General features: G+C 70.7%; 27 protein-coding genes and 1 tRNA gene. 14 read left to right on the top strand and 14 right to left on the bottom strand.

The window, feature by feature from the left end; genetic code table 11:
• Nucleotides 1–6: 6 nt before the first annotated feature.
• The 5 genes from OF850_RS07515 to OF850_RS07495 all read left to right on the top strand — a co-directional run bounded on the left by OF850_RS07515 (nt 7) and on the right by OF850_RS07495 (nt 2,989).
• Nucleotides 7–336: a ferredoxin family 2Fe-2S iron-sulfur cluster binding protein gene (locus OF850_RS07515; protein WP_301589361.1), complete on the top strand. Its 330-nt coding sequence runs from the start codon at nt 7–9 to the stop codon at nt 334–336.
• Nucleotides 323–1,018, top strand: a complete 696-nt coding sequence (locus OF850_RS07510) for a TenA family protein (RefSeq protein ID WP_301589359.1) — start codon at nt 323–325, stop codon at nt 1,016–1,018. The genes OF850_RS07515 and OF850_RS07510 overlap by 14 nt, the downstream gene beginning before the upstream one ends.
• Nucleotides 1,015–2,103 (top strand): tRNA 2-thiouridine(34) synthase MnmA, encoded by a 1,089-nt coding sequence (gene mnmA / locus OF850_RS07505; protein WP_301589358.1) that lies wholly within the window; start codon nt 1,015–1,017, stop codon nt 2,101–2,103. Before OF850_RS07510 ends, mnmA begins: the two co-directional genes overlap by 4 nt.
• A gap of 14 nt (nt 2,104–2,117) precedes the next feature.
• Nucleotides 2,118–2,194 (top strand) — tRNA-Met (locus OF850_RS07500).
• Between the two features lie 207 nt (nt 2,195–2,401).
• Nucleotides 2,402–2,989 (top strand): 3'-5' exonuclease, encoded by a 588-nt coding sequence (locus OF850_RS07495; RefSeq protein ID WP_301589442.1) that lies wholly within the window; start codon nt 2,402–2,404, stop codon nt 2,987–2,989.
• Nucleotides 2,990–3,056: 67 nt separating this feature from the next.
• Here the strand turns inward: OF850_RS07495 and OF850_RS07490 are convergent, their stop codons facing one another.
• From OF850_RS07490 to OF850_RS07475, 4 genes are all read right to left on the bottom strand, one after another.
• Nucleotides 3,057–4,313 (bottom strand): hypothetical protein, encoded by a 1,257-nt coding sequence (locus tag OF850_RS07490; RefSeq protein WP_301589357.1) that lies wholly within the window; start codon nt 4,311–4,313, stop codon nt 3,057–3,059.
• Between the two features lie 152 nt (nt 4,314–4,465).
• The gene (locus OF850_RS07485; RefSeq protein WP_301589356.1) at nt 4,466–5,464 is read right to left on the bottom strand and encodes a Bug family tripartite tricarboxylate transporter substrate binding protein; all 999 of its coding nucleotides are present in this window, start codon (nt 5,462–5,464) and stop codon (nt 4,466–4,468) included.
• A 564-nt stretch (nt 5,465–6,028) separates the two neighbouring features.
• Entirely contained in the window at nt 6,029–6,844 is an 816-nt protein-coding gene (locus OF850_RS07480; RefSeq protein WP_301589355.1) for an enoyl-CoA hydratase/isomerase family protein, read from the bottom strand.
• A gap of 14 nt (nt 6,845–6,858) precedes the next feature.
• Nucleotides 6,859–7,536, bottom strand: coding sequence for an FCD domain-containing protein (locus OF850_RS07475; protein WP_301589354.1), 678 nt, complete (start codon nt 7,534–7,536; stop codon nt 6,859–6,861).
• A 139-nt stretch (nt 7,537–7,675) separates the two neighbouring features.
• Here OF850_RS07475 and OF850_RS07470 point away from each other — a divergent pair, with 139 nt between their 5' ends.
• Genes OF850_RS07470 through OF850_RS07445 form a run of 6 tightly spaced genes read left to right on the top strand, consistent with a single transcriptional unit; the run spans nt 7,676 to nt 13,496 of the window.
• Nucleotides 7,676–8,647, top strand: coding sequence for an amidohydrolase family protein (locus tag OF850_RS07470; RefSeq protein WP_301589353.1), 972 nt, complete (start codon nt 7,676–7,678; stop codon nt 8,645–8,647).
• The gene (locus tag OF850_RS07465; RefSeq protein WP_301589352.1) at nt 8,640–9,830 is read left to right on the top strand and encodes a CaiB/BaiF CoA transferase family protein; all 1,191 of its coding nucleotides are present in this window, start codon (nt 8,640–8,642) and stop codon (nt 9,828–9,830) included. The genes OF850_RS07470 and OF850_RS07465 overlap by 8 nt, the downstream gene beginning before the upstream one ends.
• A 2-nt stretch (nt 9,831–9,832) precedes the next feature.
• Nucleotides 9,833–10,789: a tripartite tricarboxylate transporter substrate binding protein gene (locus OF850_RS07460; RefSeq protein ID WP_301589351.1), complete on the top strand. Its 957-nt coding sequence runs from the start codon at nt 9,833–9,835 to the stop codon at nt 10,787–10,789.
• A 13-nt stretch (nt 10,790–10,802) separates the two neighbouring features.
• Complete coding sequence (locus OF850_RS07455) at nt 10,803–11,765, top strand: Bug family tripartite tricarboxylate transporter substrate binding protein (RefSeq protein ID WP_301589350.1); 963 nt, start codon at nt 10,803–10,805, stop codon at nt 11,763–11,765.
• 34 nt (nt 11,766–11,799) lie between these two features.
• Entirely contained in the window at nt 11,800–12,642 is an 843-nt protein-coding gene (locus OF850_RS07450; RefSeq protein ID WP_301589348.1) for an alpha/beta fold hydrolase, read from the top strand.
• A complete protein-coding gene (locus tag OF850_RS07445; protein WP_301589347.1) occupies nt 12,639–13,496 on the top strand; it encodes an isocitrate lyase/PEP mutase family protein in 858 nt (285 codons plus the stop codon). The genes OF850_RS07450 and OF850_RS07445 overlap by 4 nt, the downstream gene beginning before the upstream one ends.
• 4 nt (nt 13,497–13,500) lie before the next feature.
• Here the strand turns inward: OF850_RS07445 and OF850_RS07440 are convergent, their stop codons facing one another.
• From OF850_RS07440 to OF850_RS07425, 4 genes are all read right to left on the bottom strand, one after another.
• Nucleotides 13,501–14,433: an amidohydrolase family protein gene (locus tag OF850_RS07440; protein WP_301589346.1), complete on the bottom strand. Its 933-nt coding sequence runs from the start codon at nt 14,431–14,433 to the stop codon at nt 13,501–13,503.
• 4 nt (nt 14,434–14,437) lie between these two features.
• A complete protein-coding gene (locus OF850_RS07435) occupies nt 14,438–15,409 on the bottom strand; it encodes a tripartite tricarboxylate transporter substrate binding protein (protein ID WP_301589345.1) in 972 nt (323 codons plus the stop codon).
• A 10-nt stretch (nt 15,410–15,419) separates the two neighbouring features.
• Nucleotides 15,420–16,397, bottom strand: a complete 978-nt coding sequence (locus OF850_RS07430) for a tripartite tricarboxylate transporter substrate binding protein (RefSeq protein ID WP_301589344.1) — start codon at nt 16,395–16,397, stop codon at nt 15,420–15,422.
• Between the two features lie 83 nt (nt 16,398–16,480).
• Nucleotides 16,481–18,037 carry a class I adenylate-forming enzyme family protein gene (locus OF850_RS07425; protein ID WP_301589343.1) on the bottom strand — a complete coding sequence of 519 codons (1,557 nt, stop codon included), beginning with the start codon at nt 18,035–18,037 and terminating at the stop codon, nt 16,481–16,483.
• 128 nt (nt 18,038–18,165) lie between these two features.
• Here OF850_RS07425 and OF850_RS07420 point away from each other — a divergent pair, with 128 nt between their 5' ends.
• Both OF850_RS07420 and OF850_RS07415 read left to right on the top strand, forming a co-directional pair.
• Complete coding sequence (locus OF850_RS07420) at nt 18,166–18,624, top strand: MaoC family dehydratase (RefSeq protein WP_301589342.1); 459 nt, start codon at nt 18,166–18,168, stop codon at nt 18,622–18,624.
• Complete coding sequence (locus OF850_RS07415) at nt 18,624–19,478, top strand: HpcH/HpaI aldolase/citrate lyase family protein (RefSeq protein ID WP_301589341.1); 855 nt, start codon at nt 18,624–18,626, stop codon at nt 19,476–19,478. The genes OF850_RS07420 and OF850_RS07415 overlap by 1 nt, the downstream gene beginning before the upstream one ends.
• Here the strand turns inward: OF850_RS07415 and OF850_RS07410 are convergent, their stop codons facing one another.
• From OF850_RS07410 to OF850_RS07400, 3 genes are read right to left on the bottom strand one after another with little or no spacing between them, the layout of a single operon-like run.
• Nucleotides 19,479–20,210: an IclR family transcriptional regulator gene (locus OF850_RS07410; RefSeq protein ID WP_301589340.1), complete on the bottom strand. Its 732-nt coding sequence runs from the start codon at nt 20,208–20,210 to the stop codon at nt 19,479–19,481.
• A gap of 14 nt (nt 20,211–20,224) precedes the next feature.
• Nucleotides 20,225–21,391, bottom strand: coding sequence for an acyl-CoA dehydrogenase family protein (locus OF850_RS07405; RefSeq protein ID WP_301589339.1), 1,167 nt, complete (start codon nt 21,389–21,391; stop codon nt 20,225–20,227).
• Between the two features lie 3 nt (nt 21,392–21,394).
• Nucleotides 21,395–22,606 carry a CaiB/BaiF CoA transferase family protein gene (locus OF850_RS07400; RefSeq protein WP_301589338.1) on the bottom strand — a complete coding sequence of 404 codons (1,212 nt, stop codon included), beginning with the start codon at nt 22,604–22,606 and terminating at the stop codon, nt 21,395–21,397.
• A gap of 123 nt (nt 22,607–22,729) precedes the next feature.
• Here OF850_RS07400 and OF850_RS07395 point away from each other — a divergent pair, with 123 nt between their 5' ends.
• The gene (locus tag OF850_RS07395) at nt 22,730–23,716 is read left to right on the top strand and encodes a Bug family tripartite tricarboxylate transporter substrate binding protein (RefSeq protein ID WP_301589337.1); all 987 of its coding nucleotides are present in this window, start codon (nt 22,730–22,732) and stop codon (nt 23,714–23,716) included.
• 6 nt (nt 23,717–23,722) lie between these two features.
• Here OF850_RS07395 and OF850_RS07390 read toward each other — a convergent pair whose 3' ends face one another.
• The 3 genes from OF850_RS07390 to OF850_RS07380 form a co-directional block, all read right to left on the bottom strand.
• Nucleotides 23,723–24,331: a cysteine hydrolase family protein gene (locus OF850_RS07390; RefSeq protein WP_301589336.1), complete on the bottom strand. Its 609-nt coding sequence runs from the start codon at nt 24,329–24,331 to the stop codon at nt 23,723–23,725.
• Between the two features lie 52 nt (nt 24,332–24,383).
• A complete protein-coding gene (locus OF850_RS07385) occupies nt 24,384–24,668 on the bottom strand; it encodes a hypothetical protein (protein ID WP_301589335.1) in 285 nt (94 codons plus the stop codon).
• Between the two features lie 254 nt (nt 24,669–24,922).
• Nucleotides 24,923–26,371, bottom strand: coding sequence for a phospholipase D family protein (locus OF850_RS07380; protein WP_301589334.1), 1,449 nt, complete (start codon nt 26,369–26,371; stop codon nt 24,923–24,925).

Genomic DNA, 26,371 nt, shown 5'->3' with positions numbered 1-26,371 from the left:
GGCAGCATGCCGAAGATGACCTTCATCGAGCGCGACGGCACCCGCCGCGAAGTCGAGGCCCCGCTGGGGCTTTCCGTGCTGGAGATCGCGCACCGCCACGGCGTGGACATCGAGGGCGCCTGCGAGGGCTCGCTCGCCTGCTCCACCTGCCACGTCGTCGTGGACGGGAACTGGTTCACCAAGCTGGCCGAGCCGACCGAGGATGAGGAGGACATGCTGGACCTTGCCTTCGACCTGCAGGAAACCTCGCGCCTGGGCTGCCAGATCATCATGACCGAGGCATTGGACGGGCTGGTGGTGAAGCTGCCGGCGGGCAGCCGGAATGCCGGCGGCTGACCCCCTCGCCTTCGGGGCGGAAGGCGGGCTGTTCCGCCGCCTGCGCGACGCGGCGGCCGCGGACTGGACGGGCTACACCTGGCATCCCTTCGTCCAGCGCCTGTCGGACGGCACGCTGCCGCTGAAGGCGTTCCAGCACTACCTGATCCAGGACTACCTGTTCCTGATCCACTTCGCCCGCGCCAAGGCCCTGGCGGTGGTGAAGGGCGAAAGCCTCGAGGCGATGCGCTCCAAGGCCGCCGGCGTCCTCGCCATCCTGGACGAGACCAAGCTGCACCTGCGCTTCTGCGCCGAATGGGGCTTGTCCGAATCCGAGGTGACGCGCGTGCCCGAGACGGCGGAGACCGTGTCCTACACGCGCTGGGTGATGGATCGCGGCCTCGCCGGCGACATCCTGGACCTGGAGATCGCCCTGGCGCCTTGCACGGTCGGGTATGGCGAGGTGGCGCGGCGCATCATGGCCGATCCGGCCTGCGACCTCGGCTCCAATCCCTACCGGTCCTGGATCGAGGCCTATGCGGCCGATGACTACCAGGCCCTGGCCCAGTCGGCGGCGGCGCGGATCGACTTCCTGGGCGTGACCCATGGCGGCGACGCGCGCTTCACCCGCCTGTCGGCGGATTTCGCCGAGGCGGCGCGGCTAGAGCAGCGCTTCTGGCAGCAAGGGCTCGCGGCCGCATGAGGGTGCTGGTCGCCATGTCGGGCGGCGTGGATTCCTCCGTCGTCGCCGCGCTACTGACCGAGCAGGGGCACGAGGTGATCGGCGCCACGCTGCAGCTTTACGATCACGGCGCGGCGATCCAGAAGAAGGGCGCGTGCTGCGCCGGGCAGGACATCCGCGACGCGCGCGACGTGGCCGACGGCCTGGGCATCCCGCACTACGTGCTGGACCGCGAGACGCGCTTCCGCCAGGCGGTGATCGAGGATTTCGCCGACAGCTACGCCCGCGGCGAGACGCCCATCCCCTGCATCCGCTGCAACCAGACGGTGAAGTTTCAGGACCTGACCGCCCTGGCCGAAGATTTGGGCTGCGAGGCCCTGGCCACAGGCCACTATGCCCAGCGGCTGGACGGGCCGGACGGATCGCCCGAGCTGCACCGCGCCGCCGACCCGGTGCGCGACCAGAGCTACTTCCTGGCCCACACCACGCGCGACCAGCTTTCGCGCGTCCTGTTCCCGCTGGGCGGCCTGACCAGCAAGGCGGAGGTGCGCGCCCATGCCGCGCGGCTGGGCGTGCCCGTGGCGGAGAAGCCCGACAGCCAGGATATCTGCTTCGTCCCCGAGGGTCGCTACGACGCGCTGGTCGGCAAGCTGCGCCCGGAGGCGCTGGAGCCCGGCGAGATCGTGGACGAGAGCGGCGCCGTGCTCGGCACGCATCGCGGCATCGCGCGCTACACGGTGGGGCAGGGGAGGGGCCTCGGCGTCTCGGCAGCCGAGCGCCTTTTCGTCACCGCGCTGGACCCGGCGCGCCGCCGCGTGGTGGTCGGCCACCGCGCCGACCTGCCGGTGGAGGAGGTCGCACTCGGCGAGGTGAACTGGCTGATCGCCCCGCCCGAGGGCGCGTTCCGCTGCGAGGCCAAGCTGCGCGGGCGCGAACAGCCCCAGCCTGCCACCGCCACCTGGGACGGCACGACGCTCCATCTGCGGCCCGACAGCCCCGCCGTCGCGGCGCCGGGGCAGGCGGCGGTGCTGTATGACGGCAGCCGGGTGCTGGCCGGCGGCTTCATCCGGCGGCGCGCAGTTGACCGGGCGGGCCGCGCCGCGTAAATCGCGCGCCCAGGGGCGGCGTAGCTCAGCTGGTTAGAGCACGGCACTCATAATGCCGGGGTCAGCGGTTCAAGTCCGCTCGCCGCTACCAACACTTCGCGAACAAGATCTGCCGCTTCAGGTCAGGCTCCGGAAGCCCGCGACCGGACGCTGGCGTATGGCGAGCCCCATGGCCATATCCTTTTCTTATCGCGGCGGCGACCTCGGACAATCCTGCTTCGGCAGGAACCACGGGCGGCGGCACTTGACTGGCGCCAGGCGCTTTCCCGAAGCAACAAGGATAGGCAGGTTGGTCTGGATGGACGAGGGCATGGTGGCGGGCCGCCTGGACGGGCGGGATGAGGTCGTGGTGTTCGACACCGAAACCACCGGCACCTCGCGCGAGGACCGGGTGGTGTCCCTCGGCATGGTCCGCCTTTCCTCCGATCTGGAGCTGATCGACAGCCTGCATCTGGTCTTCAATCCCGGGCGGCCCAGCCACACCATGGCGCAGGCGGTCCATGGGCTGAGCGATGCGTATCTCCGGCGCCAGGACCCGTTCGAGCGGCACGCCGAAAACATCCTGTCCTTCAGCCGCGGCGCGGCGCTGGTGGCCCACAACCTGTCCTTCGACTGGCGGATGATGGGGCAGGAATTCGGGCGCCTCGGCGCAGGCGGCTTCGACACGGCGGCCCGCCGCTTCTGCACCGTGCGGGGCTGGAAGGCGCGGCATCCGGGCAAGCGGGGCAAGCTCGACCTGGTTCTGGCCGAGATCGGGCTTTGCCGCGACGGGCAGATCCATGGCGCCTATGAGGATGCGGTGCTGGCGGCGCAGGTGTTGCGCCACCTGCATGACCGGCCATGTTTCGGGCCGGTCCACCTCATCCCACCCAGCAACGAGCGGTGAGGGAGGAGGCTAGCTCCCGGCACCGCCTCGCCCACGCGGCGACCATCGCCGCGACGCGGGGGGCTGGCTAGCGGCACGGCTCGGTCACGCCGCGCTCCAGCCCATCGAAATAGCTGGCGATGCAGATGGACCGGTCGGCGATGTCCCGTGGCGGGCCCTTCTCGCGCGCGTGTACTGCCTCCGCCATCGCGCGCAACTCCGGCCGCAAGTCCACCCCCGCGCGCCACAGCCCGAAGGAGGCGGCCTGCACCCCGGTCGCGAGCACGTGCGCGGCTTCGTAGAGGCGGTCGCGGCTGTCCTCCGCCTCGGCATCGACCGCCTCCGCGAGGCGCACCACCTCGGCGGCGCGGGCGCGGATGGGGTCCCCGGCCTCGGCCGGGGGCGGATCGAGTTCGCCGACCAGATACATGGCGCGCCGCGCCGCCTCGTGGTCGGTGGAGGCGATCTGGGCGAGCAGCACGGGCACGAAGTCTGGCCGCGCACGCACCAGCTGGAGCGCCTCTGCCTTGAGCGGGGCCGGGCTCGCGTAGGAGGTGCGGAGGAACCACTCCTCGGTCGGGGCATCCGGGTCGGGGCGGGTCTGCTCCAGGGGCGTCGGAGGTGGCGGTGGAGGTTCCGGGCGTGGCGGCGGCCTGTGACGGACGAGGCGGAGGCGAGCCTCGAGCGGCGCCTCGCCTTCCGCAATGCTGTGGAAGGGAGTGCGCCACGGCCCCCAATCGGCGTCGAGGGTTCGGGGGCGCGCGGGCACGCCCGTCTCGAAGTACTGCGCCCTCCCACCGCCCACCTTGACGCCAAGGGTGCGTGGCTCGGCCGTGACGTGGATCAGCACCTGGCCCGGCAAGATCCAATGGCCGTCCTCCTCGCGCGCCTCCTCCAGGAGGATCTCGCCCATCGCGGTGTTCTGCTGCCGGCCGGAGGCGAGGAGCACATAGCTGTTCAAGCTCGGCTCTGCTGGCGGGGTGACGCCGAGTGGCAGCCGCACCTCGACCGCGAGACCGACAAGACGGCCGGCCACCAGTGGCGCCACATCCCTCTGTGCCCAAGCGAGGCCGCCGGTGATGGTGATCGGCGCGGCAACGGCGAGGAGCGCCATCGCGAAGCCGCGCAACACGCCGTGGCGGCCGGCGACACGGCACACGATCCATCCCGTGACCGTTCCCAGGACAAAGCCGGCGAGGATCCAAAACAGGACGAAGTAACCCGCGCCTCCCTCCCGGCTCGGCACGTTGAGCCAGTCCACCGCGAAGGAGGCCATCACGCCGGAATAGGTCGCGGCGCCTAGGCCGATGAGGAGGCCCGAGAAGAAGGTCAGAAGCCAGGGCATGCGGATTCCTCGCAGGCAATCGGCAGGAGCAGCCTGACATGGGAAGGTCCATGGAGCCAGGGATTGCTGCCCGCCTCCCTCGGGCGGTCCGCCGGATGCGGCGTCGCCATCCGGCAGGCCTCAGCTGTGCGGCCCGCTCACCCGCCGGGCGCTTACCCGGCCGTGATCCCCGCCGCGCGCACCACCTCGGACCAATTTGCGATCTCGCTTCGCATGCGGGCCGCGACGCCCTCCGGCGGAAGCGGGGTGACGAGGGCGCCGGCGTCGAAGGCGCGCTGCCGCAAGCCGGGATCCGCCAGGACCTCGTTCAACTTCGCGGAAAGAAGCTGCGTGATCTCTTCGGGAGTCCCGCGCGGGGCGTAGAGGGCGAACCAGACATTCATGTTCAGGTCGGGCATCCCCTCCTCCGCGGCCGAGGGGATGTCGGAAAGCCCCGGATGCCGCTCGTTCGAGCTGACGGCGAGGGGTCGCAGCCGCCCGTCGCGCACGAGCGGCACCAGCGGCGGCGGCGAGTTCAGGTAGAAATGCACCCGCCCCGCGACGAGGTCGCGGATGGTCTCGCCCGTGCCCCGATAGGGAACGTGCAGCAGGTCGATGCCGGTGCGGAGCTTCAGCAATTCGACGCTGAGGTGGTGCATGGAGCCATTCCCGGCCGAGGCGTAGGTCAGTTCCCCGGGGCGCTGCCTCGCGTAGGCGACGAACTCCCGCATGGTCGAGACGGGCACCGTCGGATGCGTCACGAAGAGCTGCGGGGTGTCGCTCACCTGGCCGATGGGGAGGAAATCCCGGATCGTGTCGATCTGTCCCAGCGAGCCGAGCGCGGCGCGCCCCGTCATGGTGCCGCAATACCCCATCAGCAGCGTGTGGCCGTCGGGACGGGCTTGCAGCACCGCGTTCAGCCCCACCACGTCGTTGCCGCCGGGCCGGTTCTCCACCACGACCGACGTGCCGAGCGCGCGGCCAAACGGCTCGGAGATGAGACGCGCGCTGAAATCCGTGCCGCCACCCGCTGGGGAGGGGACGATGATCGTGATCGGGCGCGAGGGGTAGCCGCCGCCCTGGGCCAGACCCAGCGAAGGAGCCGCGAGCGCTCCTGTCGCCGCGCCTGCCGCGGCCAGGAGGGCACGGCGCCCCCGGTTCTTCTCAATCATTCTTTCCTCCCTGCGAGAGCGGTGGCGTGTCGGCATTGGCTCCGCATCGCCACTCGCGGGCATCTTTGCGCAGCGCCGTCCTACTTCCAATGGAAAGCATGCATTTGGGGGGTGCATCGGCGCTCGTTTCGACACGGTTCCAGCATCGCCTCACGTAAGGCGGCCATTACCAGCGGCTCCGAAGTGGAGCCTACTCCCGCACGTTGTCTGTTGGAGCCAATGCTTGACTGGCCAACAATCCATGCATGGCGTGGACGCGGCAGCGCGGGTTTGCCAGGGCGCCTTTGGAGGAAGCGGATGTGGGCGCGCCGTGCTCCGGCGCGTGACGCATCACGGCCTCCGCAAAGCCCAGAGAGGCGTTTCCGCAGATCACGAACGCGGTCTTGCGGCGCTGGTCCCGCTGCCGGCGCTTCCGGCCAGCGCCCAGCCCTGGCCTTCCTGCCCCGTCCGGATCGTGGTGCAGACCAGGGCACATCCCCGGGTCGAAGCTGATGATCCTGCCCGGGGCTTCCTATCCCGTCGCCGCCCCCGATTTGGAGACCTGCGCCGAGGCGACGCTGAACTTCATCGCGCGTCGGGCGGGGTGACCGCTTCCAGGTCCGGCAGGCGGTAGCGGTCCTCCGGGTCGTTCCAGCCCTTGAAGCGGGGCGCGCGCTTTTCGGCGAAGGCGGCGCGGCTTTCCAGCAGGTCGTCCTTCGCCCCATGCTCGTGCAGGCGCGCGGCGAGGTCGCGCTGCGCCGGGTTCGGGGCAGGGCGCATGCGGCGCATCATGTGCACCGTGTTGACGCGCGCCGCGGGCGGCAGGGTCAGGATGTGTGAGGCCATCTCCATTGCCGCCTCCACCTCCTCGCCCGGCTCGACGAGGCGGTTGACGAAGCCGAGCTGGAAGAAGCGCTCGGCGGTGAAGCGGAAGCCCAGCGCCATCTCCATCGCCACGGGAAAGGCGAGGTTGGCGAGGTGCCCGTGATTCCAGCCGCCCAGCAGCCAGCGCTTCGCCTCCGACACCTCGAAGATCGCCGTGCGCGCCGCGACGCGGAGGTCCGTCCGTTCCACCAGCATGAAGCCGCCGCCCATGGCGAAGCCGTTCACCGCCGCGATCACCGGCTTCTCCAGCGTGCCGGCATTGAACGGGTCCTCCGTGACCGAGCGGCGGCCGCCGGGATTCCGCTCGGCCAGGGATTCCTTCATGTCCTCGCCGGCGCAGAAGCCGCGGCCGGTTCCGGTCAGGATCGCCACCTCCAGCCCTGCATCGCGCCGGAAGCCGCTCCAGATGCGCGCGAGTTCCTCGCGCATCTCGTGGTTCAGCGCGTTCAGCCGCTCGGGCCGGTTCAGCCGCACCACGAGCACCTGCCCGCGCGTCTCGGTCTCCACCACCGCCATGCCAGTCTCCTCCTTCAGCGTTCCGATGCCGTGATCGCGGAAAGCAGCCGCGCGCGTCCCGCCCGCCCGTGCCGCTCGCCGAGCGCGCGGGCCTGCTCCACGTCCCCCGCCAGGATGGCGTCGAGGATCTGCCGATGCTCCGCATTCGCATCGCCCATATGCGCCCCCGTCTCGAAGGAGCGGCGGCGCAGCAGGAGCAGCTTGCGCGTGTGCGCCAGATAGACGGCCTCGGCCGGGGCGTTGCCGGCAAAGGCCATCTGCCGCATGTGGAATCGCACGTTCAGGTCGAAGAAGGCGTCGCGCCGGCCGTCGCGCGCCGCTTCCTCCATCTCCCGCACCATGGCCTGCAATTCCAGCGCCTGGGCGGCGCTGATGTCCGTGGCCAGGCGACCCGCGGCATAGCCGAGCAGGAGCGCGTTCAGCTCGTAGATCGCCATCGCCTCTTCCAGCGGCAACTCACGCACGAAGGCGCCGCGGTTGAGGATCACGGTGACGAGGCCCTGCCGCTCCAGCGCGCGTGCCGCCTCGCGCACCGGGCCGCGACTCACGCCCAGGCGGCGGGCAAGGGCCAGTTCGTTGATGTGCTGCCCCGGCGCCAGCTCGCCTCGGAGGATCATGGCTTCCAGCTCGGCCTCGACCGTCGCGGCGAGGGGCGACGCCCCGGCCTCCTCCGCTGACGCTGCAACGATCATTGCCGACAATCCCTTGGACATTCGTAGCTCTCGCAAGACCGTCTCCTGCATAGCGGCGGAATTGGTGCGTCGCCACAAGGAAAATGTGTTGGCAATTTCCTGAGGCGGTGCCACGCTTTGGGAAACGGAGGAAGCGAGAATGAGCGGAGCCATGGCGGCGGATGCGCGCCCGATCCTGGAGGGGCTGCGCGACCGCTCCATCCTCGACATCCCGATCGTGGACGCGCACCACCACCTGTGGGACCTCAAGGCCGGGCACTATCCCACCAAGCAGGACCAGTACGACACCAAGTTCTTCCTCGGCGACTACCGCAAGATCTGCCGCGACTACCTCGCCACGGACTACGCGGCCGACCTCGCGGGCTTCGACATCCGCGGCACGGTCCACATCCAGGCGGCGCGGGCGCAGAACGAGCAGGTGCAGGAAACGCAATGGCTGCACGAGGTCCATGCGCGTTTCGGCCTGCCTTCCGCGGTGGTGGGCCACGTCATCTTCATCCAGCCCGATTGCGCCGAGGTCCTGGAAGGCCATGCGCGCTTCCCGCTGATGCGCGGCATCCGCTCACGCCCCGTCACTTCGCCGGGGCCGGGGCAATCGGCCGCCGGGCAGCTGGGCACGATGCAGGACCATCGCTGGCTGCGGAACTTCGCGCTGCTGGAGAAGCACGGCATGTCCTGGGACATGCGCATCCCGTACTGGCACCTCGCCGAGGGCGCCGAGGTGGCGCGCGCCTTTCCCGGCATCCCGATGGTGGTGAACCACACCGGCTTGCCGCTCGACCGGTCGGAGGAAGGGCTGGCGATCTGGCGCCGGGGCCTCGAGGCGCTGGCGGATTGCCCCAACGTCGTCATAAAGATCTCGGAGCTCGGCCTGCCGCACGGCAAGTGGGACATCCCCTCCAATGCGCGCGTGGTGCGCGAGGCGGCGGCGATCTTCGGCCCCGACCGCATCATCTTCGCCAGCAACCTGCCGGTCGCCAGCCTGAGCACGGATTTCGGGGGCATCGTGTCGGTGATGCTGGAAGGGCTGAAGGACGCCCCGCGCGAGACGCTGGAGAAGTTCTTCCACCGAAACGCCGCCCGCTTCTACCGGATCGCCCTCGATGTTTGAACGGCAAGGCCCGCTGTCCCGCTTCCGCGTGATCGACCTGACACGGGTGCGGTCCGGTCCGACCTGCGTGCGGCAACTCGCCGACTGGGGCGCCGACGTGATCCAGATCGAGGCGCCCGAGGGGGTGGACGGCGCCGATGGCGGCTTCGGCGGCGCGCGGCATGGGCCGGACTTCCAGAACCTGCACCGCAACAAGCGCAGCCTCACCCTCGACCTGAAGTCGCCCGACGGCATCGCCATCCTGAAGCGCCTGGTCGAGCAGGCCGACGTGGTGGTGGAGAACTTCCGCCCCGACGTGAAGAAGCGCCTCGGCATCGACTACGAGGCGCTTTCCGCCCTCAACCCGCGCCTCGTCTATGGCTCCATTTCCGGCTTCGGCCAGGACGGGCCCTATGCGAAGCGACCGGGCTTCGACCAGATCGCGCAGGGCATGGGCGGGCTGATGTCCATCACCGGCCTGCCGGGGCAGGGGCCGGTGCGCGTTGGCATCCCGGTGGCGGACCTCACTGCCGGCCTTTTCTGCGCCATGGGCATCCTGATCGCGCTGCTGGAGCGGGAGGAAAGCGGCAAGGGCCAGTGGGTCCAGTCCTCCTTGCTCGAGGCGCAGATCGCCATGCTCGACTTCCAGGCGGCGCGCTGGCTGGTCGCGAAGGAGGTCCCGGGGCAGGCGGGGAACGATCACCCCACCGGCATCCCGACCGGCGTGTTCCGCACGAAGGACGGGCTGATGAACCTCGCCGCTACCGGAAAGGCCATCTTCACCCGCTTCTGCGAGACGGCGGGTGCGCGGCACATCCTGGACAATCCCGACTATTCCACCGCGCCGCTCCGCTCGAAGAACCGCGCCGCGCTGAACCGGGAGATCGGCGAGGTGCTGGCCACGCGCACCACCGCCGAGTGGATCAGGGTGCTGAACGAGGCGGGCGTGCCAGCCGGGCCGATCAACAAGATCGACGAGGTCTTCGCGGATGAGCAGGTGCAGCACCTGGGCATCGCCACGCCGGTCGAGCATCCGTCGCTGGGACCGATCGAGCTGGTGGGGCAGGCCGTGCGCCTGTCCCGCACGCCGAGCCGCCTCCGCACCGCTGCGCGCGACAAGGGCGAGGACAGCGCCGCCATCCTGGGCGAGCTGGGCTACGACACGGAATCCATCGCCGCGCTGCGCGAGCGGAGGGTGATCTGACCATGCGGCGCCGCACCCTTCTCGCCGCCGCAGGCGCCGCGTTGGCGGCCCCGGCCTTTGCCGCCTGGCCGGAGCGCGGCATCCGACTCGTCGTGCCCTTCGGCGCGGGCGGGCCGCTCGACACGCTGGCGCGGCTGCTGGCGCCCTTGATGAGCGAGGATCTCGGCCAGCCCGTCGTGGTGGAGAACCGCACCGGCGCGGGCGGTGCCATCGGCAGCGCGGAGGTGGCGCGCTCCGCCCCCGATGGATACACCGCGCTGATGGCGGGCGTGAACCTGCCGGTCATCCCGCTGCTCAGCCGCAACCCGGCCTTCCGGATGGAGGATCTCGCGCCGCTCTCCCGGCTGGCCGTGATCCCGCATGTCATGGTCGTGCCGGCGTCCCTGCCCGTGTCCACGGTGGCGGAGTTCGTCGCCTATGCGAAGGCGCGCCCCGGCCGCCTGTCCTTCGCGTCCTTCGGCGTCACCACCTCCAACCACTTTGCCGGCGAGTTGATGAACATCCGCGCCGGGATCGACCTCACCCACGTGCCGTATCGCGGCGGGGCAGCGGCGATCACCGATCTGCTGGCGGGGCGCGTCGCGTACATGTTCAGCACGCTGCCCGATGCGCTTCCCTTTCTGCGGGAGGGGCAGCTCAAGCCACTGGCCGCCATCCACACCGAAAGGCTGCGCTGGCTTCCCGACGTGCCGACCCTGGCCGAGCAGGGCTTCCCGGATGTCGTGTCGGAAAGCGCCTTCGGCCTCCTGCTCCGCGCCGGCACGCCCGAGGCGATCCAGCTTCGCCTGGGCGATGCCGCGCGCCGTGCCCTGGCCAGCGCGCCGCTGCGCGAGCGGCTGGATGGGATGGGCATGGTGCCGGTGGGCAGCAGCGGCGCGGAGTTCGCGGCGCTGATCGACCGCGACATCCGCGCCTTCTCCGACATCATCCGGCGAACGGGCATGACCAGCCTGGATTGAGGGAGGAACCGCCATGAGCATCCTACCGGGCCGCCGTGCTCTCCTGGCCTCGGCCGTGCTGACCGCGCCGGTGCCGCTGCGCGCCCAGTCCGCCCCGCCGATCCGGCTGATCGTGCCCTTCGCCGCGGGCGGGCCGATGGACATGGTGGCGCGCCTGGTCGCGCCCGGTGCCGGCGCGCATCTCGGGCAGACCGTGGTGGTGGAGAATCGCACCGGCGGCACGGGCGCCGTCGGCATGGCGGAGGTGGCGCGGGCGCGGCCGGACGGAACCACGCTGATGATGACCGGCTCAAGCTGGCCGGTGGTGATGCTGCTGAATCCCAACCTGTCCTTCCGCATGACGGATTTCGCACCGCTCACCCGCCTCACCCTGGCGCCGCATGTCTTCGCCGTGCCCGGCAACCTGCCGGTGCGCAGCGTCGCCGAGTTCGTGGCGGAGGCGAAGCGCCGCCCCGGCGAATGGTCCTATGGCACGAGCGGCATCGGCACCACGCTGCACCTGGGCACGGAGATGCTGAAGCGGCGCGCGGGCATCGACCTCGTCCACGTGCCGTATCGCGGCAACGCGCCGGCCATGGCCGACCTGCTGGCGGGGCGGCTGCAGACCATGTTCCCCACCATCGCCGAGGTGACGCCCTTCCTGGCGGATGGACGGCTGCGCGCCCTGGCCGTCGGCTACGGCGAGCGGCTCGACACCCTGCCCGACGTGCCGACCATGGCGGAGGTCGGGCTGGGCGACGTGCCCGCCGCCTCGGATTTCGGCGTGGCCACTGGGGCGGAGGTGCCGGCTGCACAGCGCGAACGTCTGTCCGAGGCCTTCCGCGCCTCCGTGCGCGATCCGGCCACGACGGCGCGGCTACGCGAGGCGGGGATCTTCGTCGTCGCTAGCACCGCGCAGCGCTTCGCGCAGATGGTGGCGGAGGAGGGGGCTCGCTATGCGGAAATCATCCAGGCCGCCAACATCACGCTGAACTGAACCAACGCACCAACGGGAGAGGAACCAGCGGGACATGCCACACGTCCATGCCGAAGGCGCGCGCCTGTACTACGAGGAGACGGGCAAGGGCCACCCGATCGTCTTCGTGCACGAATACGGATCCGACCATCGCGAATGGGAAACGCAGGTCCGTTTCTTCTCGCGCGAGTATCGCTGCATCACCTTTGCCGCGCGCGGCTACCACCCTTCCGACGTGCCGGACGACCCGGCGCTGTATGGCCAGGATTTCGCGGTAGCCGACATCGCGGCGGTGATGCGCGGACTCTGCATCCCGCGCGCCCATGTGGTCGGCCTGTCCATGGGTGCCTTCGCCACGCTGCTCTTCGGTATCCGCCATCCCGAGATGGCGACGGCGCTGGTGGTGGCGGGCGTGGGAACCGGCTCCGACCTCAAGGAGCTGGAAGCGTGGCGCGTCGCCCAGGCGGAACGGGCGGAACGCATCCGCACCGAGGGCTGGGGGGAGCTGGCGCTGGAATCCGGCCATAGCCCCACCCGGGTCCAGCTGAAGAAGAAGAACCCGCGCGGCTGGGAGGAATTCGTCGGGCACCTGCGCGAGCACTCGCCTGTCGGCTCGGCGCACACCCAGGCGCGCTACCAGGGAATGCGCGACCCGGTCTATGCCTGGGAGGAGGAGCTGCGGCGCATGAAGGTGCCCACACTGCTGGCCGTGGGCGACGAGGACTGGCCCTGCATCGAGCCGAACGTGTTCCTCAAGCGCGTCATCCCCCATTGCGGCCTGTGGATGCATCCGCGAACCGGCCACGCGATCAACCTGGAGGAACCGGCGGCTTTCAACCGCGCCGTGCAGGATTTCTTCTCGACGGTGGAGCGCGGCCGCTGGAGCCTCGACGCATGACGACGCTGCGCGCGATGCTGCGGGAGGGGCCGCCCGTCTTCGCGCCGCTGGTGCTGAACGGGCTGATGGCGCGCATGGCGGAGGAGGCGGGGTTCCGCGCCATCTACCTGGGCGGCGGCGCCTCGGGCTACTGCAACACCTTCACCGAGGCGAACCTTTCCCTGACCGAGATGTGCCAGGCCGGGCTCGAGATCGGCTCGGCGTCGCGACTGCCGCTGATCCTCGACGGCGCCTGCGGCTGGGGCGACCCGATGCACCTGCATCGCAGCATCGCCCTGGCCGAGCGCGCCGGTTTCCAGGCCATCGAAATCGAGGACCAGATCCTGCCCAAGCGGGCGCATCACCACATCGGCATCGAGCACGTCATCGCGCCGGAGGAGATGGCGGCGAAGGTGCGCGAGGCGGTGGCGGTGCGCCGGAGCCCCGACTTCCTCGTCATCGCCCGCACCAACGCGGCGCGCATGCACGGCCTCGACGATGCGCTGCGTCGGGCGGAGCTGATGGCGGAGGCTGGGGCCGACCTGCTTTTCCTGCTCACGCGCGAGCCGGAGGAGTTGCGGGCCGTGGCGGAGCGCTTCGACCTGCCGCTGATGTACATGCCGCCGGCGGGCGGCCTTGCCGAAGCCGGCCTCGGCACGGCGGATCTGGAGGCGCTGCGCATCCGCCTCGTGGTGGATGCGCAGACGCCGCTCCTCGCCATGCACCGCGCCCTGCGGGACTGCTACGCGGCGCTGCGCGAGGGCGCGCCGGACCCGCTGGTGGGCGGCGCCATCGCGGCGGAGAACAAGGCGCTGAAGCACAGCGTGGGGCTGGAGCGGCTGCTGGAGGTGGAGCGCCGCACCGTCGAGCGGTGATCCCTCAGGGGATGCGGTAGAATTCCCGCGCGTTGTCGTGGAACAGCGCGCGGATCGCCTCGCGCGGCATATCACGCACCGCCTGCTTGAAGCCGGTGTAGATGGCGTCGAAGGAGGCGACCAGCGAGTCCACCGGGAAGTTGCTGGCGAACATGCAGCGTCGCCAGCCGATGACGGCGATGGCCTCGCGCACGATCCGCGCATTCTCCTCGCCGGGCCAGAGACCCGGCGGTAGGCCCAGCCCCGACAGCTTCAACCGCACCTGCGGGAAGGGCTCCAGCAGCGCCAGGGCGCGGCACCACCCGGCCAGGCCTTCGGGCGAGCGATCCGCGGGCAGGCCGGTGTGGTTGAGGACGAAGGGCACGGCCGGATGGTCGCGTGCCGCGTCGGCCATGGCGGGCAGGTCCCACCAGGGCACCTGCACCTCGCAGATCATCCCGCGCCGTCCCAGCGCCGCGAAGCCGCGCCGCCAAGCCGGATCGTCCATGGAGCCGGGCAGGTCGCGTGGCTGGCCCGGCCGCGCCTCGTCCGCCGTGGGCTTGGTGCGGATGCCGCGCAGGAAGGGGAAGGCGGCCAAGCCATCCAGCACCGCTTCCGCATCCGGCGCGTGAAGCACGGCCCCACCGAGCGCGACGCTAGGCAGGCCTTCCGCCTTCCGCAGCGTGGCAAGCCAGCGCGCCTCGCCCAGCGGGTCGCCCGCCCAGCCAGCCTGCACGTGCACGGTGGCGACGACGTTGTGCCCTGCGGTGTCACGCCGGTAATCGGCGGGCAGGTAGTCGCGGCCGAAAAGCGGCGCGGTGCTGCCGTAGCGGAACGGCGCGGGCTTCACCGCCCAATGCGGATAGCGTGGCCCATGCGCCTTCAGGTCCCAGAAATGCTGGTGCGGGTCCACGATGGGGAGGTCCCGCAGGAAGGCGTCGAGATCTGCTTCGTTCAAGGGGTCAGTCCTGCCGGATATTCGCCTGGCGGATGAACCCGCCCCAGAGCCGCGTGTCGGCCTCCATCAGCGCGCGGAAGGACGCGCGCCCTTCGGCCTTGGGGTCGAAGCCGGCGGTGCGCAGCCGCGCCTGCACCTCGCCCTCCTGGAGCACCGCGACCATGTCGCGCTCAAGCTGTGCCAGCACCGGCTCGGGCGTCCGGGCGGGGGCGAGGAGGCCGACCCAGCCGATGGCCTCGTAATCCGGGAAGCCCTGCTCGGCGATGGTCGGCACCTCGGGCAGGTCGCGCCAGCGCGTGCGGCCGGTGACGCCCAGGCCGCGCACCTGGCCGGCGCGGATGGCGGCGACGGATTGCAGCGGGTTGTTGAAGCTCATCGAGACCTGGCCGCCGATCACCGCGGCCTGGGATGGCGCGGCGCCGCCGAAGGGGACATGCGTCAGCTCCACCCCCGCGATGTGCCCGAACAGCGCGGGCGCGAGGTGGCTCGTATTGCCGACGCCGGCCGTGCTGAAGGTCACCCTGCCGGGGTTGCGGCGCGCGTGCTCCACCAATTCGCGCATGTCGCGCGCCGGCAGGCTGGGATGGGCCTGCACGACCATCGGGTATTCCAGCGCCACGGTCACCGTCGCGAAGTCGCGGAGCGGATCGAAGGCGAGGTTCGGCACCAGGAAGGGCGCCACCACGATGGAGGAAGCTGGCACCAGCAGCGTGTGCCCATCCGGCGCGGCGCGGGCGACGAGGTCCGCGCCGATGTTGCCACCCGCGCCGGCACGGTTCTCCACCACCACCGACTGTCCCCAGGCGGAGGTCAGGCGGTCCGCTAGCAGCCGGGCGCAGAGATCGGCCGGGCCGCCCGGCGCAAAGGGCACCACGAGGCGGACCGGGCGCGTGGGCCAGCGCTCCTGTGCGGCGACGGGGCCGGTGGTCAGCGTGGCGGCGGCCAGCAGGGCGCGGCGGGTCGGGGCGGGAAACATGGCCATGGCCTCAGTCGAGCCGCGCGTTGGACAGACGCGCCACCTCGGCCCATTTCAGCACCTCCGCCTCCACGAAGCGGCGAAACGCCTCGGGCGTCTCGGCCACGGGCTCGACGCCCAGCGCGGCCAGTCGCGCCTTGACCGCCTCGCCCTGGCCGGCGGCGTTGGCGCGGCGGTTCAACTCGGCCAAGAGGGGTGGCGGAAGGCCCGCGGGCCCGAACATGCCGTACCAGGTGATCGCCTCGAAGCCAGGGAGGGTCTCGGCGAAGGTGGGGGTGTCGGGCAGGGCGGGGGAACGGCCCGGTCCCGTCACGGCGAGGGCGCGCAGGCGTCCCGCCTCGATATGCGGGATGGCGGAGATCATGTTGTTCAGCATCAGCGGCACCGTGCCGCCGACCACATCCGTCGTCGCCGGCGCCGCCCCCGCATAGGGCACGTGGACGAGGTCGATCCCGGCGCGCGCCTTGAACAACTCGGACGCAAGGTGATTCCCGGTGCCGTTGCCGGGTGAGGCGTAGTCGATCTGCCCGGGTCGGGATTTCGCGAGTGCGATGAGTTCGGGAAGGGTACACGCCCGAAAGGACGGATGCGCCACCAGCACGTAGGGCCCGGTCGCGAGCAGGGCCACGGCCGTGAAATCCTCCACCACGCGAAACGGCAGGTTCGGCATCACGCTCGGGATGATGGCGTGCATGCTGGCGTTCACGAGGAGGGTGTGGCCATCCGGCGCCGCGCGCGCCACCGCCTGGGAACCGACGACCCCGGTGCCGCCGACCCGATTGTCAACGACCGCTGGGTGAACCCAACCCTCGGCCAGGGCGGGCGCGACCAGCCGGGCAATCGCGTCGGTCGGGCCGCCGGCCGGCGAGGGCACGACGAGGCGGACCGGACGCTGCGGGAAATCCTGGCCTTGCGCGTGTGCGGAACCGGAGAGAGCTGCGCTGGCGGCGGTGAGCAGGGCGCGGCGGCCCAGCTGGTTCCTGTCCATCTGACGTCCTCCGCGGCCCAGCTTTCGGTGTGGGTCCAGCTATGGTGGGAAGCGTCATCCTCCGCTGGGGGATTGTCAACAATTTACGCCGGCTTGCTGTTGTTGTCCCGTGCTTCCGCTTCCAGCCACCGGCGCAGCTCCGTCTTCAGCACCTTGCCGTAGTTGTTCTTCGGCAGGGCGGGCACCACGAGATACTCCTTCGGGCGCTTGAAGCGGGCGATGCGCTCAAGGCAAAGCGCATCCAGCGCCTCATGCGGAGGAGACGCGCCCGCGGCGGGAACCACGAAGGCCACCACCTCCTCGCCCCAATCGGGGTGGGCACGGCCCACCACCGACACTTCCGCGACCTCGGGATGGAGCAGCAGCACCTCCTCCACCTCGCGCGGGTAGATGTTGCTGCCCCCGCTGATGATGAGGTCCTTGGAGCGGTCCTTCAGCGTCAGGAACCCGTCCTCGTCCAGGCTGCCCATGTCGCCGGTCCAAAGCCAGCCGTCGCGCAGGGACGCGGCGGTGGCCTCGGGGTTGCGCCAGTAGCCTTCCATGACCGTGGGGCCGCGCAGGATCACCTCGCCCGTCTCGCCGACAGGAAGGGGGCTTCCATCCGGCCCTGCGACGCGCAGGTCGATCCCGGCCTGGGCGAAGCCGACGGAGGCGAGGCGTTCGAGGTGGCGCGGATGCCCCGTATCCGCGTGGCAATGGCGCGGCAGGACGGAAATGGTCATCGGGCTCTCGCCCTGGCCGTAGATCTGCACGAGGCGCGGGCCGAGCACCCGCAGCGCCGCCTGGCAATCCGCGAGGTACATGGGGCCGCCTCCGTAGACGATCGTCTTGAGCCCCGACAGGTCGGCCCCCGCCTTGCCCGGCCAGCGCACCAGCCGCCCGACCATGGTGGGGGCGGCGAAGATCGTCACGCCGCGGTGGTGCGCCAGCAGGCGCAGGATCTCATCCGGGTCGAAGCCGCCGCTTTCGGGCAGGATCTGCCCCGCCATGGCCGCGACATGCGGCAGGGCATAAAGCCCCGATCCATGCGACATGGGCGCCGCGTGCAGCACCGCGTCGCCGGGTGCGATCGAATCCACCTCGGTGAAATAGCCCTGGATCATGGCAAGGAGGTTGCGGTGGCTGAGCACGGCGCCCTTGGGCCGCCCCGTCGTGCCACTGGTGTAGAAGATCCAGGCCGGATCGGACGCCTTCGAAGGGTGCGGCGGGACCGGCGTGGCACCCAGCAGGGCGCGCCATGCGGGGCTGCCCGCCTCGACCACCTCGGGCTGTGGCGCGCAGCCGCACGCCGCGTCCTGCGCCGTGCCGGCCAGGTCATGCGTCGTGACGAGGAGGCGCGCACCCGAATTCTCCAGGATGAAGGCCACCTCGCGCGGATGCAGCTTGGCGTTGACCGGCACGGCGACCAGCCCCGCCTGCCAGCAGGCGAAGAGCGCCGTCAGTGTCTCCGGCCCGTTGGTCATCAGCAGCGCCACGCGCTCTCCGGGGGCGAGGCCGAGCCGCGTGCGAAGGCCGCCCGCCAGCGAGGCCGCCTGCGCCGCCAGTTCGGCATGGGTGGCGACCGGACTCGTGCCGCGCCAGACCGCCACGCGTCCGCCGGCCACGCGCCCCGCGCGATCGAGCAGCCTCGCCAGGTTCATCGCCCATCCCTCCCGCCGGCCGCTTGCCGGGCCGCGCCAGCATTCGTAGGTTTCAAGTGCTTGTAAAACTCATCCATGCACATGAACAGCGGCCACCATGCACGCCGCGTCACTGGGAGGAGCCGCCAATGGCAGGGCTGCATTTCGAGGATTTCGAGGTGGGCGCGGTGTTCGAGCACGAATTGTCCCGCACCGTCACCGAGGCGGACAACATGATGTTCAGCCTGATGACCATGAATCCGCAGCCCCTGCACATCGACGCGCATTTCGCGGCGGGCACCGAGTGGGGCAAGCCGCTCTTCAACAGCCTCGCCACGCTGGCGATCATGATTGGGATGAGCGTGCAGGACACCACGCTCGGCACCACCATCGGCAATCTCGGCATGTCGGAGGTGCGCTTCCCCAAGCCGGTCTTTCACGGCGACACGCTGCGCGCCCGCACCCGCGTCGTCAGCAAGCGCGAAAGCCGCTCCCGCCCCGATGCCGGCCTCGTCGAGTTCGAGCACGAGGCATCCAACCAGCGCGGCGAGGTGGTGGCGACCTGCCGCCGCACCGGACTGATGCGCCGCCGCGCGGGCACGGCTTGATGCGCTCCTTCCTCTTCGTCCCGGGCGACAGCCCGCGCAAGTTCGAGAAGGCGTCGGCAGGCGAGGCGGACGCGCTGATCCTCGACCTGGAGGATGCCGTCGCCGTCGACCGCAAGGAGAAAGCGCGGCGCGAAACGGCCGCGATGCTGGCGGCTCCGCGCGGTGCCCAACGCCGCTGGGTGCGCGTCAACGCGCTGGACACCGGCCTCACGCTCGGCGACCTCGCCGCCACGGTGCCCGGGCGGCCGGACGGCATCGCCCTGCCGAAATGCGCCGATGCAAAGCAGCTGCGGCAGCTCTCCTTCTGGCTCGACGCCTTCGAGGCGGCGCATGGCATCGAGGCGGGGGCGACACGCATCATCGCCATTGCTACGGAAACGGCGGGCTCGCTCTTCAACCTCGGCTCCTATGCGGGGGTGGGGCCGCGTCTCTGGGGGATGATGTGGGGGGCGGAGGACCTGTCCGCCTCGATCGGTGCCCTCGCCTCGCGGGCAGAGGGGCGCTGGACCGACCCGTTCCGCATGGCGCGCAACCTTTGCCTCGCCGGTGCCGCCGCGGCCGGGGTGGTGGCGATCGACACGATCCACGCCGACATCGAAGACCTCGCGGGGCTGGAGGCGGATGCGCGCGAGGCGCGGCGCGACGGGTTCGGCGCCAAGGCGGTCATCCACCCGAAGCACGTCCCGGTGGTGAACGCGGCCTTCACCCCCGATGCGGCGGAACTCGACTGGGCGCGGCGCGTCGTCGCGGCCTTCGCTGCACCGGGAGCAGGGGCGCTGCGCATGGATGGCAAGATGCTGGACCGCCCGCATCTGCGGCTGGCGGAACGGCTGCTTGCCGCGGCCGGAGGCTGATCAGGCGGCCAGCGCCAGGTCCAGCCCACGCCGCATCCGCGCCGCCAAGGCGGGGATGCGCTCCTGCATCCGGTTCAACGGCCCCGCCACCACCAGCGCCAGCTGCCGCCCACCCAGCGGCAGCGGAAGGGACACGCCGCATAGATCCTGGCTGAACTCGGCGAGGTTCTGGAACCAGCCCCGCTCGACGGAGCGGCGGATCTCCGCCTCCACCTCCGCCACGCTCATCGGCGTCGCGGGGCCATGCCGCTCGAAGCCGACCTTGCGGAGGATGGTGGCCCGCTCCGCCGCGCCCATCTGCGATAGGATGGCGCGGCCGCAGGAGGTGATGTGGATGGGCATGCGCAGCCCCACCCGCGCGAAATACCGGATGGGGCGTGGGGACTCACAGACCTCGATGAACACCACCTCCGTGCCCGAGGCGGCGGCGATGCCCGCCGTTTCCCCGGTTTCCTCCACGAGGTCGCGCAGCAGGGTCGTCACCGCCTCCGGCAGCGGCTCCGCCTCGCTGATCTCCCGCGCCAGGAGGAAGAGGCGCGGTGTGGGGTAAAACCCCTCCCGAGCGCGCGGCTCGTACAGGTAGCCGCGCTCCGCCAGCGTGCCGAGCAGGTTGAAGGTGCTGGAGCGCGGCCAGCCCAGGTCCTGCGCGACCTCGGACAGGGTCGCGGGGCGGCGACGGTTGGCGAAATACTCCAGCAACTCCAGGACATGCGCCGCCTGCCGGACGATCATGCGCGGGCGCCGCCCTAGTAGCTCTTGGGCAGGCCGAGCACCCGCTCGGCGATGTAGGAGCAGATCATGTTGGGGCTGACCGGGGCGATCCAGGGGATCATGGCTTCGCGCAGGTAGCGCTCCACGTGGTACTCGCGCGCATAGCCGAAGCCGCCATGCGTCATGATGGCGTTCTGGCACGCCTTGATGCCGGCCTCGCCGGACAGGTACTTGGCCGCGTTCGCCTGCGCGCCGCATTCCAGCCCCTGGTCATAGCGCCAGCCGGCGTTGAGCGTCATCATCCAGGCCGCCTCCAGCGCCATCCAGTCCTGCGCCAGCGGATGCTGCACGGACTGGTTCTTGCCGATGGGCCGGCCGAACACCACGCGTTCCTTCGCATAGGCGGCGGCCTTGTTCAGTGCGGCGCGGCCCAGCCCGACCGCCTCGGCGGCCAGCAGCACACGCTCCGGGTTCAGCCCGTGCAGGATGTAGCGGAAACCCTTGCCTTCCTCGCCGATCAGGTCCTCGGCCGGGATCTCGTAGTTTTCGAAGAAGATCTCGTTCGAATCCACGGCCTTGCGGCCCATCTTCTCGATCTCGCGCACGCTGGCGCGGCTGCGGTCCAGCGTGGTGTAGAAGAGCGAGAGCCCATCGGCCGGGGAGCGCGTTTCCTCGATCGGCGTCGTGCGGGCGAGGAGCAGGATGCGGTCCGCCACCTGCGCCGTGCTGATCCAGACCTTCTGCCCGTCCACCACGTAGCGGTCGCCCTTGCGGACGGCGCGCGTCTTGAGCCGCGTGGTGTCGAGGCCAGTGGTCGGCTCCGTTACGCCGAAGCAGGCCTTCTCCTGGCCCGCGGCGAGCGGCGGCAGGAAGCGCTTCTTCTGCGCCTCGCTGCCGAACACCACCACGGGGTTCAGCCCAAAGATGTTGATGTGCACCGCCGTCGCGGCGGACATGCCACCGCCGGACGAAGCGATGGCCTCCATCATGATCGCCGCCTCGGTGATGCCGAGGCCGGAGCCGCCATGGGACTCGGGAATGCAAATGCCGAGGAAGCCCGCCTCCGCGATGGCGGCGTGGAAATCATGCGGGAAGCCGCCGTGGCGGTCCTTCTCCAGCCAGTAGGAATCGTCGAAGCGGTCGCAGATGGCCGCGACGGCGTCGCGGATCGCGCGCTGGTCGGCTGAAAGTTCGAAATCCATCCCTTACTCCCCTGTCCCGGGCAGGCGCGTCGCGCCCAGTTCCGCGAGGCGCCTGATCTCCGACTCCTCATACCCCGCCTCCCGCAGCACTTCCGCCCCGTCGGCGCCGAGGACCGGCGCGGGACGCCGCTCCCCAGCGGGGCTGGCGGACCAGCGCGGGCCGATCCCCGCGCGGCGCAGCCTGCCTTCGGTCGGGTGTTCCTCCATCTCGAAGAAGCCGGTCTCGCGCAGGTGCGGGTCGTCGAGCAGGTCCGCGAGGTCGTTCACCGGCATGGCGGGGATGTCGGCCTTCTCGAAGAACTCCATCCACTCCGCCGTGTCGCGCTGCGCCATGATCTCCGACACCATGGCGAGGATCTCGTTAATGTGGGCGATGCGCGCGCCGTGGTCAGCGAAGCGCTTGTCGATGGAGACGAGGTCCGCCATGCCGAGCCCGGCGCAGAAGCTGCGCCAGTGCTTGTCGGTGTAGACCACGGCGCAGATCCAGCCGTCGCGCGTGCGGTAGGGGCGGCGGCCTGGGGAAAGCATGCGCGCATAGCCGCCGGCATCGAGCGGCGGGTCGAAGGCCAGCCCGCCCATGTGGTCGCCCAGCACGAAGGGCAGCATCGTTTCGAACATCGGCACGTCCACGCGCTGGCCCATTCCCGTGTGCTCGCGGTGCAGCAGCGCGGCGCTGATGGCGCCCGAGGCCGCAAGCCCGACGATGCGATCCACGAGGCCGAGCGGCACGTAGCGCGGCGTCCCGTCGCCGATGCGCGCGTTCAGCGCTGCGACGCCCGTCGCGCCCTGCAGCAGGTCGTCATAGGCGGGGCGGGCAGCGTAGGGGCCGTCCTGCGCGTAGCCATAGACCCCCGCATAGACCAGGCGCGGATTCACCTGCGCGACGGTCTCGTAGCCGAGGCCGAGGCGCTCCATCGAATGCGGCCGCAGGCTGTAGACCAGCACGTCCGAACGCGCGGCGAGGCGCAGCGCCGCCTCGCGTCCCTCGGGGTTCTTCAGGTCGAGGACGAGGCTGCGCTTGCCGCGATTGGTGTTGAGGAAGATCGGCCCCATGCCCGGGTTCCGCGCCGGTCCGATCCGCCGGACGATGTCGCCCTCTGGCGGCTCCACCTTCACCACCTCCGCGCCCATCTCGGCCAGGGTTTGGGTGGCGTAGGGTCCCATCAGCGTGGTCGTGAGGTCGAGGACGCGGATGCCCGCGAGCGGACCAGCCATCGGCAGACTCCCCTGGCGGCGCGTCGGCATCCGCCCTTGTTCATCGGTGTGGACAAACAAGTCATATATGGGAAAGATCGACGCCGCAAACGCGGCCGGCAGGGCTGGGGGAGGAAACGAGCCATGACCTATCGGATGGATCGGCGAGGCCTGCTCGCAGCAGTGGCGAGCGGTTTGGCGGCGCCGGCGCTGGCGCAGCCCGCATGGCCGCGCCAAGCCGTGCGGATCATCGTCCCCGCGGCGGGCGGCGGCTCCTCGGACCCGATCGCGCGGTTCTGCGGCCAGGAATTCGCCCGTCGCTTCGGCCAGCCCTTCGTGATCGAGAACCGGCCCGGCGCTTCGGGCAACGTCGGCATGGCGGCGGCGGCCCGCGCCCCGGCCGACGGGCACACGCTGCTGTTCTCCTGGGCGGGGCCGCTGGCCACCAACCTCGCCCTGTACCGCGACCTGTCCTTCCATTCGCAGCGCGATTTCGACCCCATCGCTCGCTTCGGCGCCATCCCCAATGCGTTGGTGGTGGGGCGCAACTCGCCGGTGCGAAACCTCGCGGAGTTCGTGGCCTTGGCGCGCGCCAAGCCGGGCGAGGCCAGCTACGGCTCCACTGGCAGCGGCAGCTCCATGCACCTCGCCGGGGCCATGCTCGCATCGGCGACGGGCACGCAGTTGACCCATGTTCCCTACACCTCCCCGGCGGCGGCGGTGGCGGACGTGATCGGCGGGCGGCTCAGCGCCATGTTCCTCGGCGCACCCGGCTCGGTCCCGCTCAGCCGCTCCGGCGAGATCCGGGTGCTGGCCGTACTGTCGGAGACGCGCAGCGCCGTGCTGCCCGACGTGCCGACGGCGGCCGAGCAGGGCTATCCCGCCGTGGTGATGGGCACCTGGTTCGGCTGGCTGGCGCCCAAGGGTACGCCGCGCCCGGTGATCCAGGTCGTCAACGCGGCGGCGAACGAGATCCTGGCCGGCCCGGGCCGCGAGTGGCTCCTCGGGCAGGGGCTGGAGATCGCGGACGGCGCGGCGGGCGGCCCGCCTGAGAACCTGGAGCGCTTCCTGGCCAGCGAGATCGAGCGCCACGCGGCGCTGGTCCGCGCCGCCAACATCAGCGTGGACTGAGCGACCCTAGCGCCACGCCGCCACCACCTCCTCGGACAGCGCCGTCTCGACCTGCTGGCCATAGCGCTCGCGGTACAGGGTCAGCAGCGCGTCATGGGTGAGGTCGGAGGAGGAGCAGAGCGCGTCCGTCGGCACGATGATGCGGTAGCCGCGATCCACCGCCCCCAGCACGGCGGCCAGGACGCAGACATCCGTTTCCGCCCCGGTGATGATCAACGTATCCACGCCGCGCCGCTTCAGCCGGGCATGAAGGTCCGTCTCGTACCAGGGGGAGTAGAAGCGCTTGTCCACCACCTCGGCCGGCGGGACGAAGCGGGCGAGGGAAGGAAGCAGCTCGGTCGCCTCTTCGGACAGTTGACCCAGCGTCATGGAGGCCCAGCGTTCCCAGTACCGCGCCCAGGTTCCCTCACCCTCCTCGGGGCGCGAGGCGGGGATGAAGCGGGTGAACACCGTGCGCTCGGGGAAGGCGGCGGTGATGCGCTCCACCACGGGCAGGACGCGCTTCATCCAGGGCGTGTCCCAGTCCGTGCCGCCGGTGAAAAGGTTCTGCATGTCCACGCAGAGATGCGCGCAGCTTGCGCCCAGCGCGCCGTGCCGCAATCCGTCCTTGCTCACGTCTCCTCCCAGCGGGCGGGGCGGCCCCGGCGAACCGGGGCCGCCCCAAGTCTCATTCGGACTCGTTGGACTTGCGCGGCGTATTCTCGCGCCACTCGCGCGTCGTGGTCGGGCTGGGGCTGTCGGTCGCGTGCGACTTCGAGGAGCGCATCGCATCCACATGCGTGTGCTTCTCGTCCCGCTCGCCGCCGCCGCCGGAGCGCTGGCTGACGCGCGGGTTGGTGCTCACTGCCCCTTCCGGATGGGCCGGGCCCGGCTCGGGCATGGGCTTGGACGCGTCCTCGTGGCTCGCGCCCGGTCCGCCCCAACGCTTGGTGTTCGGATGCTTCTCGGGCATGTGGATTCCTTCCGTGTTCTGGCAGTGCCGCCCGCGCCGGGACGCGGCGGCGCTGCTGTCAGAACACGCCCACGAGCCAAAGGATGAGGATGATCGGCAAGGGAATGCCGATAAGCCAAAGCAGGCCACCTTTCAGCATGATCGTGCTCCTTCCACTGATGCAGGAGCAATTCCCCGGCGGGAGGCAGGTTGCCTCCAATCGGCAGGCGCGGGACGCCTTTCCGCACCCATCACGAAAGGGCGCGCAGCGGGCGCTACAGCTGCGATTCCACCGGAAGCAGGCGCACCAGCCCGGCAAGGAAGCGGCGCCGCAGGGAAGCGCCCGGTTCCTTGCGCAGATGCACCGGCGCATCGTCCTGCTCGGAGGACCAGACGAGGTGCTCGGCCTCGTCCAGCGTCACGGTCCAGCTCCAGGCTGGTCCCGCCAAGCGCCCATGCTCCGCGTGGAGTTCCCGCGCCACGTCGGGATGGCGGATCATCACGCCCATCTCGGTGTTGAGGGCGATGGAGCGCGGATCGAGGTTGAAGGAGCCGACAAAGGCCCGTTCCCCATCCACCAGCACGGCCTTGGTGTGCAGGCTCGCCCCGCGCGATCCGAAGACGCTCACCCCCGCCGCGCCGGAGGCCTTCAGCTCGTGCAGCGCGATGCCCGCGCGCAGCAGGCGGGCGCGGTAGCGGGAATAGCCGCCATGCACCGCCACTACGTCCGTCGCGGCGAGGGAGTTGGTGATGACGGAGATGCGCACGCCCTGACGCGCCAGGCCTTCCAGCACCAGCGCCCCTTCCTCGCCCGGGACGAAATAGGGGGAGATCAGCAGCGCCTCCTTCCGTGCGCCGCGCAGCAGGTCAAGGATTCCGTGGGAAACGCATTCCTCCTCGCCCGCCCGGCCCAGCGCCTTTTCCGGCGGGTCGGCCACGACCTGGATCGCATTGCCGCCGACCAGCGCGCCCACGCGTTCCTCCGCGTCGGACAGGACGCGCGCGACCTCCGGGTCCGCGGCCAGCTCGTCGTAATAGGGCTTGGCGGCGGGCAGGGCGCAGGCGGCGTCCAGCCGTGCGGCGAGACCGCGCAGCCCGCCGCGCAGGCGGAACGGTGCCTGCGTCACCGAAGTCACCTTGCGAGCAAGCTCGTGGTTCCAGTAGCGCTCGAACACGTGCTGGGCCTGCGCGGCGGCCGGTCCCGCCATGGCGAGGTCGAGGTCGCTGAAGTTGAACTGCCCGCCCGCGTCGAAATACTCGTCGCCGATGTTGCGCCCGCCGCAGATGGCGACGCAGCCATCCACCAGCCACGCCTTGTTGTGCATGCGCCGGTTCAGGTGCCACCCGCCCAGCAGCATCTCCAGCAGGAGGCCCAGCACGCCGAGGCGGCGCCAGCGCGTCGCGTTGAACAGCCGCACCTCGATCATCGGGTGCGCGTCCAGCGCGGCCAGGTGGCGCTCCCGCCCGATGGCGTACATGTCGTCGAGCAGCATGCGGACACGCACGCCGCGCTCGGCGACGCGCAACACCTCGCGCGCCAGGAGGCGCCCGGTGAGGTCGTTGCGCCAGATGTAGTAGAGGAGGTCCAGCCGCTTCTCGGCGCCGCGCGCCGCCTTCACCCGGGCGGCGAAGGCCATCAGACCGGTCCGCAGCACCGAGACATGGGTGCGGCCCGGCACCGGCTCCGCCGTGCAGGTATCGGGAAGGGGGGCCGGACGCGCCAT

This window comes from Sabulicella glaciei, assembly GCF_026183895.1.
Lineage (GTDB): Bacteria > Pseudomonadota > Alphaproteobacteria > Acetobacterales > Acetobacteraceae > Roseococcus > Roseococcus glaciei.
Note: the sequence above shows the minus strand (reverse complement) of the source record. Positions and strands in the feature narration are given on the sequence as shown.

What these genes read in the sequence shown, in the direction of transcription:
- OF850_RS07510 (WP_301589359.1), top strand. Translation starts at nt 323, where the DNA reads ATGCCGGCGGCTGACCCCCTCGCCTTCGGGGCGGAAGGCGGGCTGTTC.
- OF850_RS07395 (WP_301589337.1), top strand. Translation starts at nt 22,730, where the DNA reads ATGACCTATCGGATGGATCGGCGAGGCCTGCTCGCAGCAGTGGCGAGC.
- OF850_RS07410 (WP_301589340.1), bottom strand. Translation starts at nt 20,210, where the DNA reads ATGATCGTCCGGCAGGCGGCGCATGTCCTGGAGTTGCTGGAGTATTTC.
- OF850_RS07405 (WP_301589339.1), bottom strand. Translation starts at nt 21,391, where the DNA reads ATGGATTTCGAACTTTCAGCCGACCAGCGCGCGATCCGCGACGCCGTC.
- OF850_RS07425 (WP_301589343.1), bottom strand. Translation starts at nt 18,037, where the DNA reads ATGAACCTGGCGAGGCTGCTCGATCGCGCGGGGCGCGTGGCCGGCGGA.
- OF850_RS07385 (WP_301589335.1), bottom strand. Translation starts at nt 24,668, where the DNA reads ATGCCCGAGAAGCATCCGAACACCAAGCGTTGGGGCGGACCGGGCGCG.
- OF850_RS07480 (WP_301589355.1), bottom strand. Translation starts at nt 6,844, where the DNA reads ATGGCGGTGGTGGAGACCGAGACGCGCGGGCAGGTGCTCGTGGTGCGG.
- OF850_RS07435 (WP_301589345.1), bottom strand. Translation starts at nt 15,409, where the DNA reads ATGTTTCCCGCCCCGACCCGCCGCGCCCTGCTGGCCGCCGCCACGCTG.
- OF850_RS07450 (WP_301589348.1), top strand. Translation starts at nt 11,800, where the DNA reads ATGCCACACGTCCATGCCGAAGGCGCGCGCCTGTACTACGAGGAGACG.
- OF850_RS07380 (WP_301589334.1), bottom strand. Translation starts at nt 26,371, where the DNA reads ATGGCGCGTCCGGCCCCCCTTCCCGATACCTGCACGGCGGAGCCGGTG.
- OF850_RS07465 (WP_301589352.1), top strand. Translation starts at nt 8,640, where the DNA reads ATGTTTGAACGGCAAGGCCCGCTGTCCCGCTTCCGCGTGATCGACCTG.
- OF850_RS07420 (WP_301589342.1), top strand. Translation starts at nt 18,166, where the DNA reads ATGGCAGGGCTGCATTTCGAGGATTTCGAGGTGGGCGCGGTGTTCGAG.
- OF850_RS07460 (WP_301589351.1), top strand. Translation starts at nt 9,833, where the DNA reads ATGCGGCGCCGCACCCTTCTCGCCGCCGCAGGCGCCGCGTTGGCGGCC.
- OF850_RS07475 (WP_301589354.1), bottom strand. Translation starts at nt 7,536, where the DNA reads ATGATCGTTGCAGCGTCAGCGGAGGAGGCCGGGGCGTCGCCCCTCGCC.
- OF850_RS07415 (WP_301589341.1), top strand. Translation starts at nt 18,624, where the DNA reads ATGCGCTCCTTCCTCTTCGTCCCGGGCGACAGCCCGCGCAAGTTCGAG.
- mnmA (WP_301589358.1), top strand. Translation starts at nt 1,015, where the DNA reads ATGAGGGTGCTGGTCGCCATGTCGGGCGGCGTGGATTCCTCCGTCGTC.
- OF850_RS07430 (WP_301589344.1), bottom strand. Translation starts at nt 16,397, where the DNA reads ATGGACAGGAACCAGCTGGGCCGCCGCGCCCTGCTCACCGCCGCCAGC.
- OF850_RS07485 (WP_301589356.1), bottom strand. Translation starts at nt 5,464, where the DNA reads ATGATTGAGAAGAACCGGGGGCGCCGTGCCCTCCTGGCCGCGGCAGGC.
- OF850_RS07445 (WP_301589347.1), top strand. Translation starts at nt 12,639, where the DNA reads ATGACGACGCTGCGCGCGATGCTGCGGGAGGGGCCGCCCGTCTTCGCG.
- OF850_RS07470 (WP_301589353.1), top strand. Translation starts at nt 7,676, where the DNA reads ATGAGCGGAGCCATGGCGGCGGATGCGCGCCCGATCCTGGAGGGGCTG.
- OF850_RS07400 (WP_301589338.1), bottom strand. Translation starts at nt 22,606, where the DNA reads ATGGCTGGTCCGCTCGCGGGCATCCGCGTCCTCGACCTCACGACCACG.
- OF850_RS07515 (WP_301589361.1), top strand. Translation starts at nt 7, where the DNA reads ATGCCGAAGATGACCTTCATCGAGCGCGACGGCACCCGCCGCGAAGTC.
- OF850_RS07495 (WP_301589442.1), top strand. Translation starts at nt 2,402, where the DNA reads ATGGACGAGGGCATGGTGGCGGGCCGCCTGGACGGGCGGGATGAGGTC.
- OF850_RS07490 (WP_301589357.1), bottom strand. Translation starts at nt 4,313, where the DNA reads ATGCCCTGGCTTCTGACCTTCTTCTCGGGCCTCCTCATCGGCCTAGGC.
- OF850_RS07455 (WP_301589350.1), top strand. Translation starts at nt 10,803, where the DNA reads ATGAGCATCCTACCGGGCCGCCGTGCTCTCCTGGCCTCGGCCGTGCTG.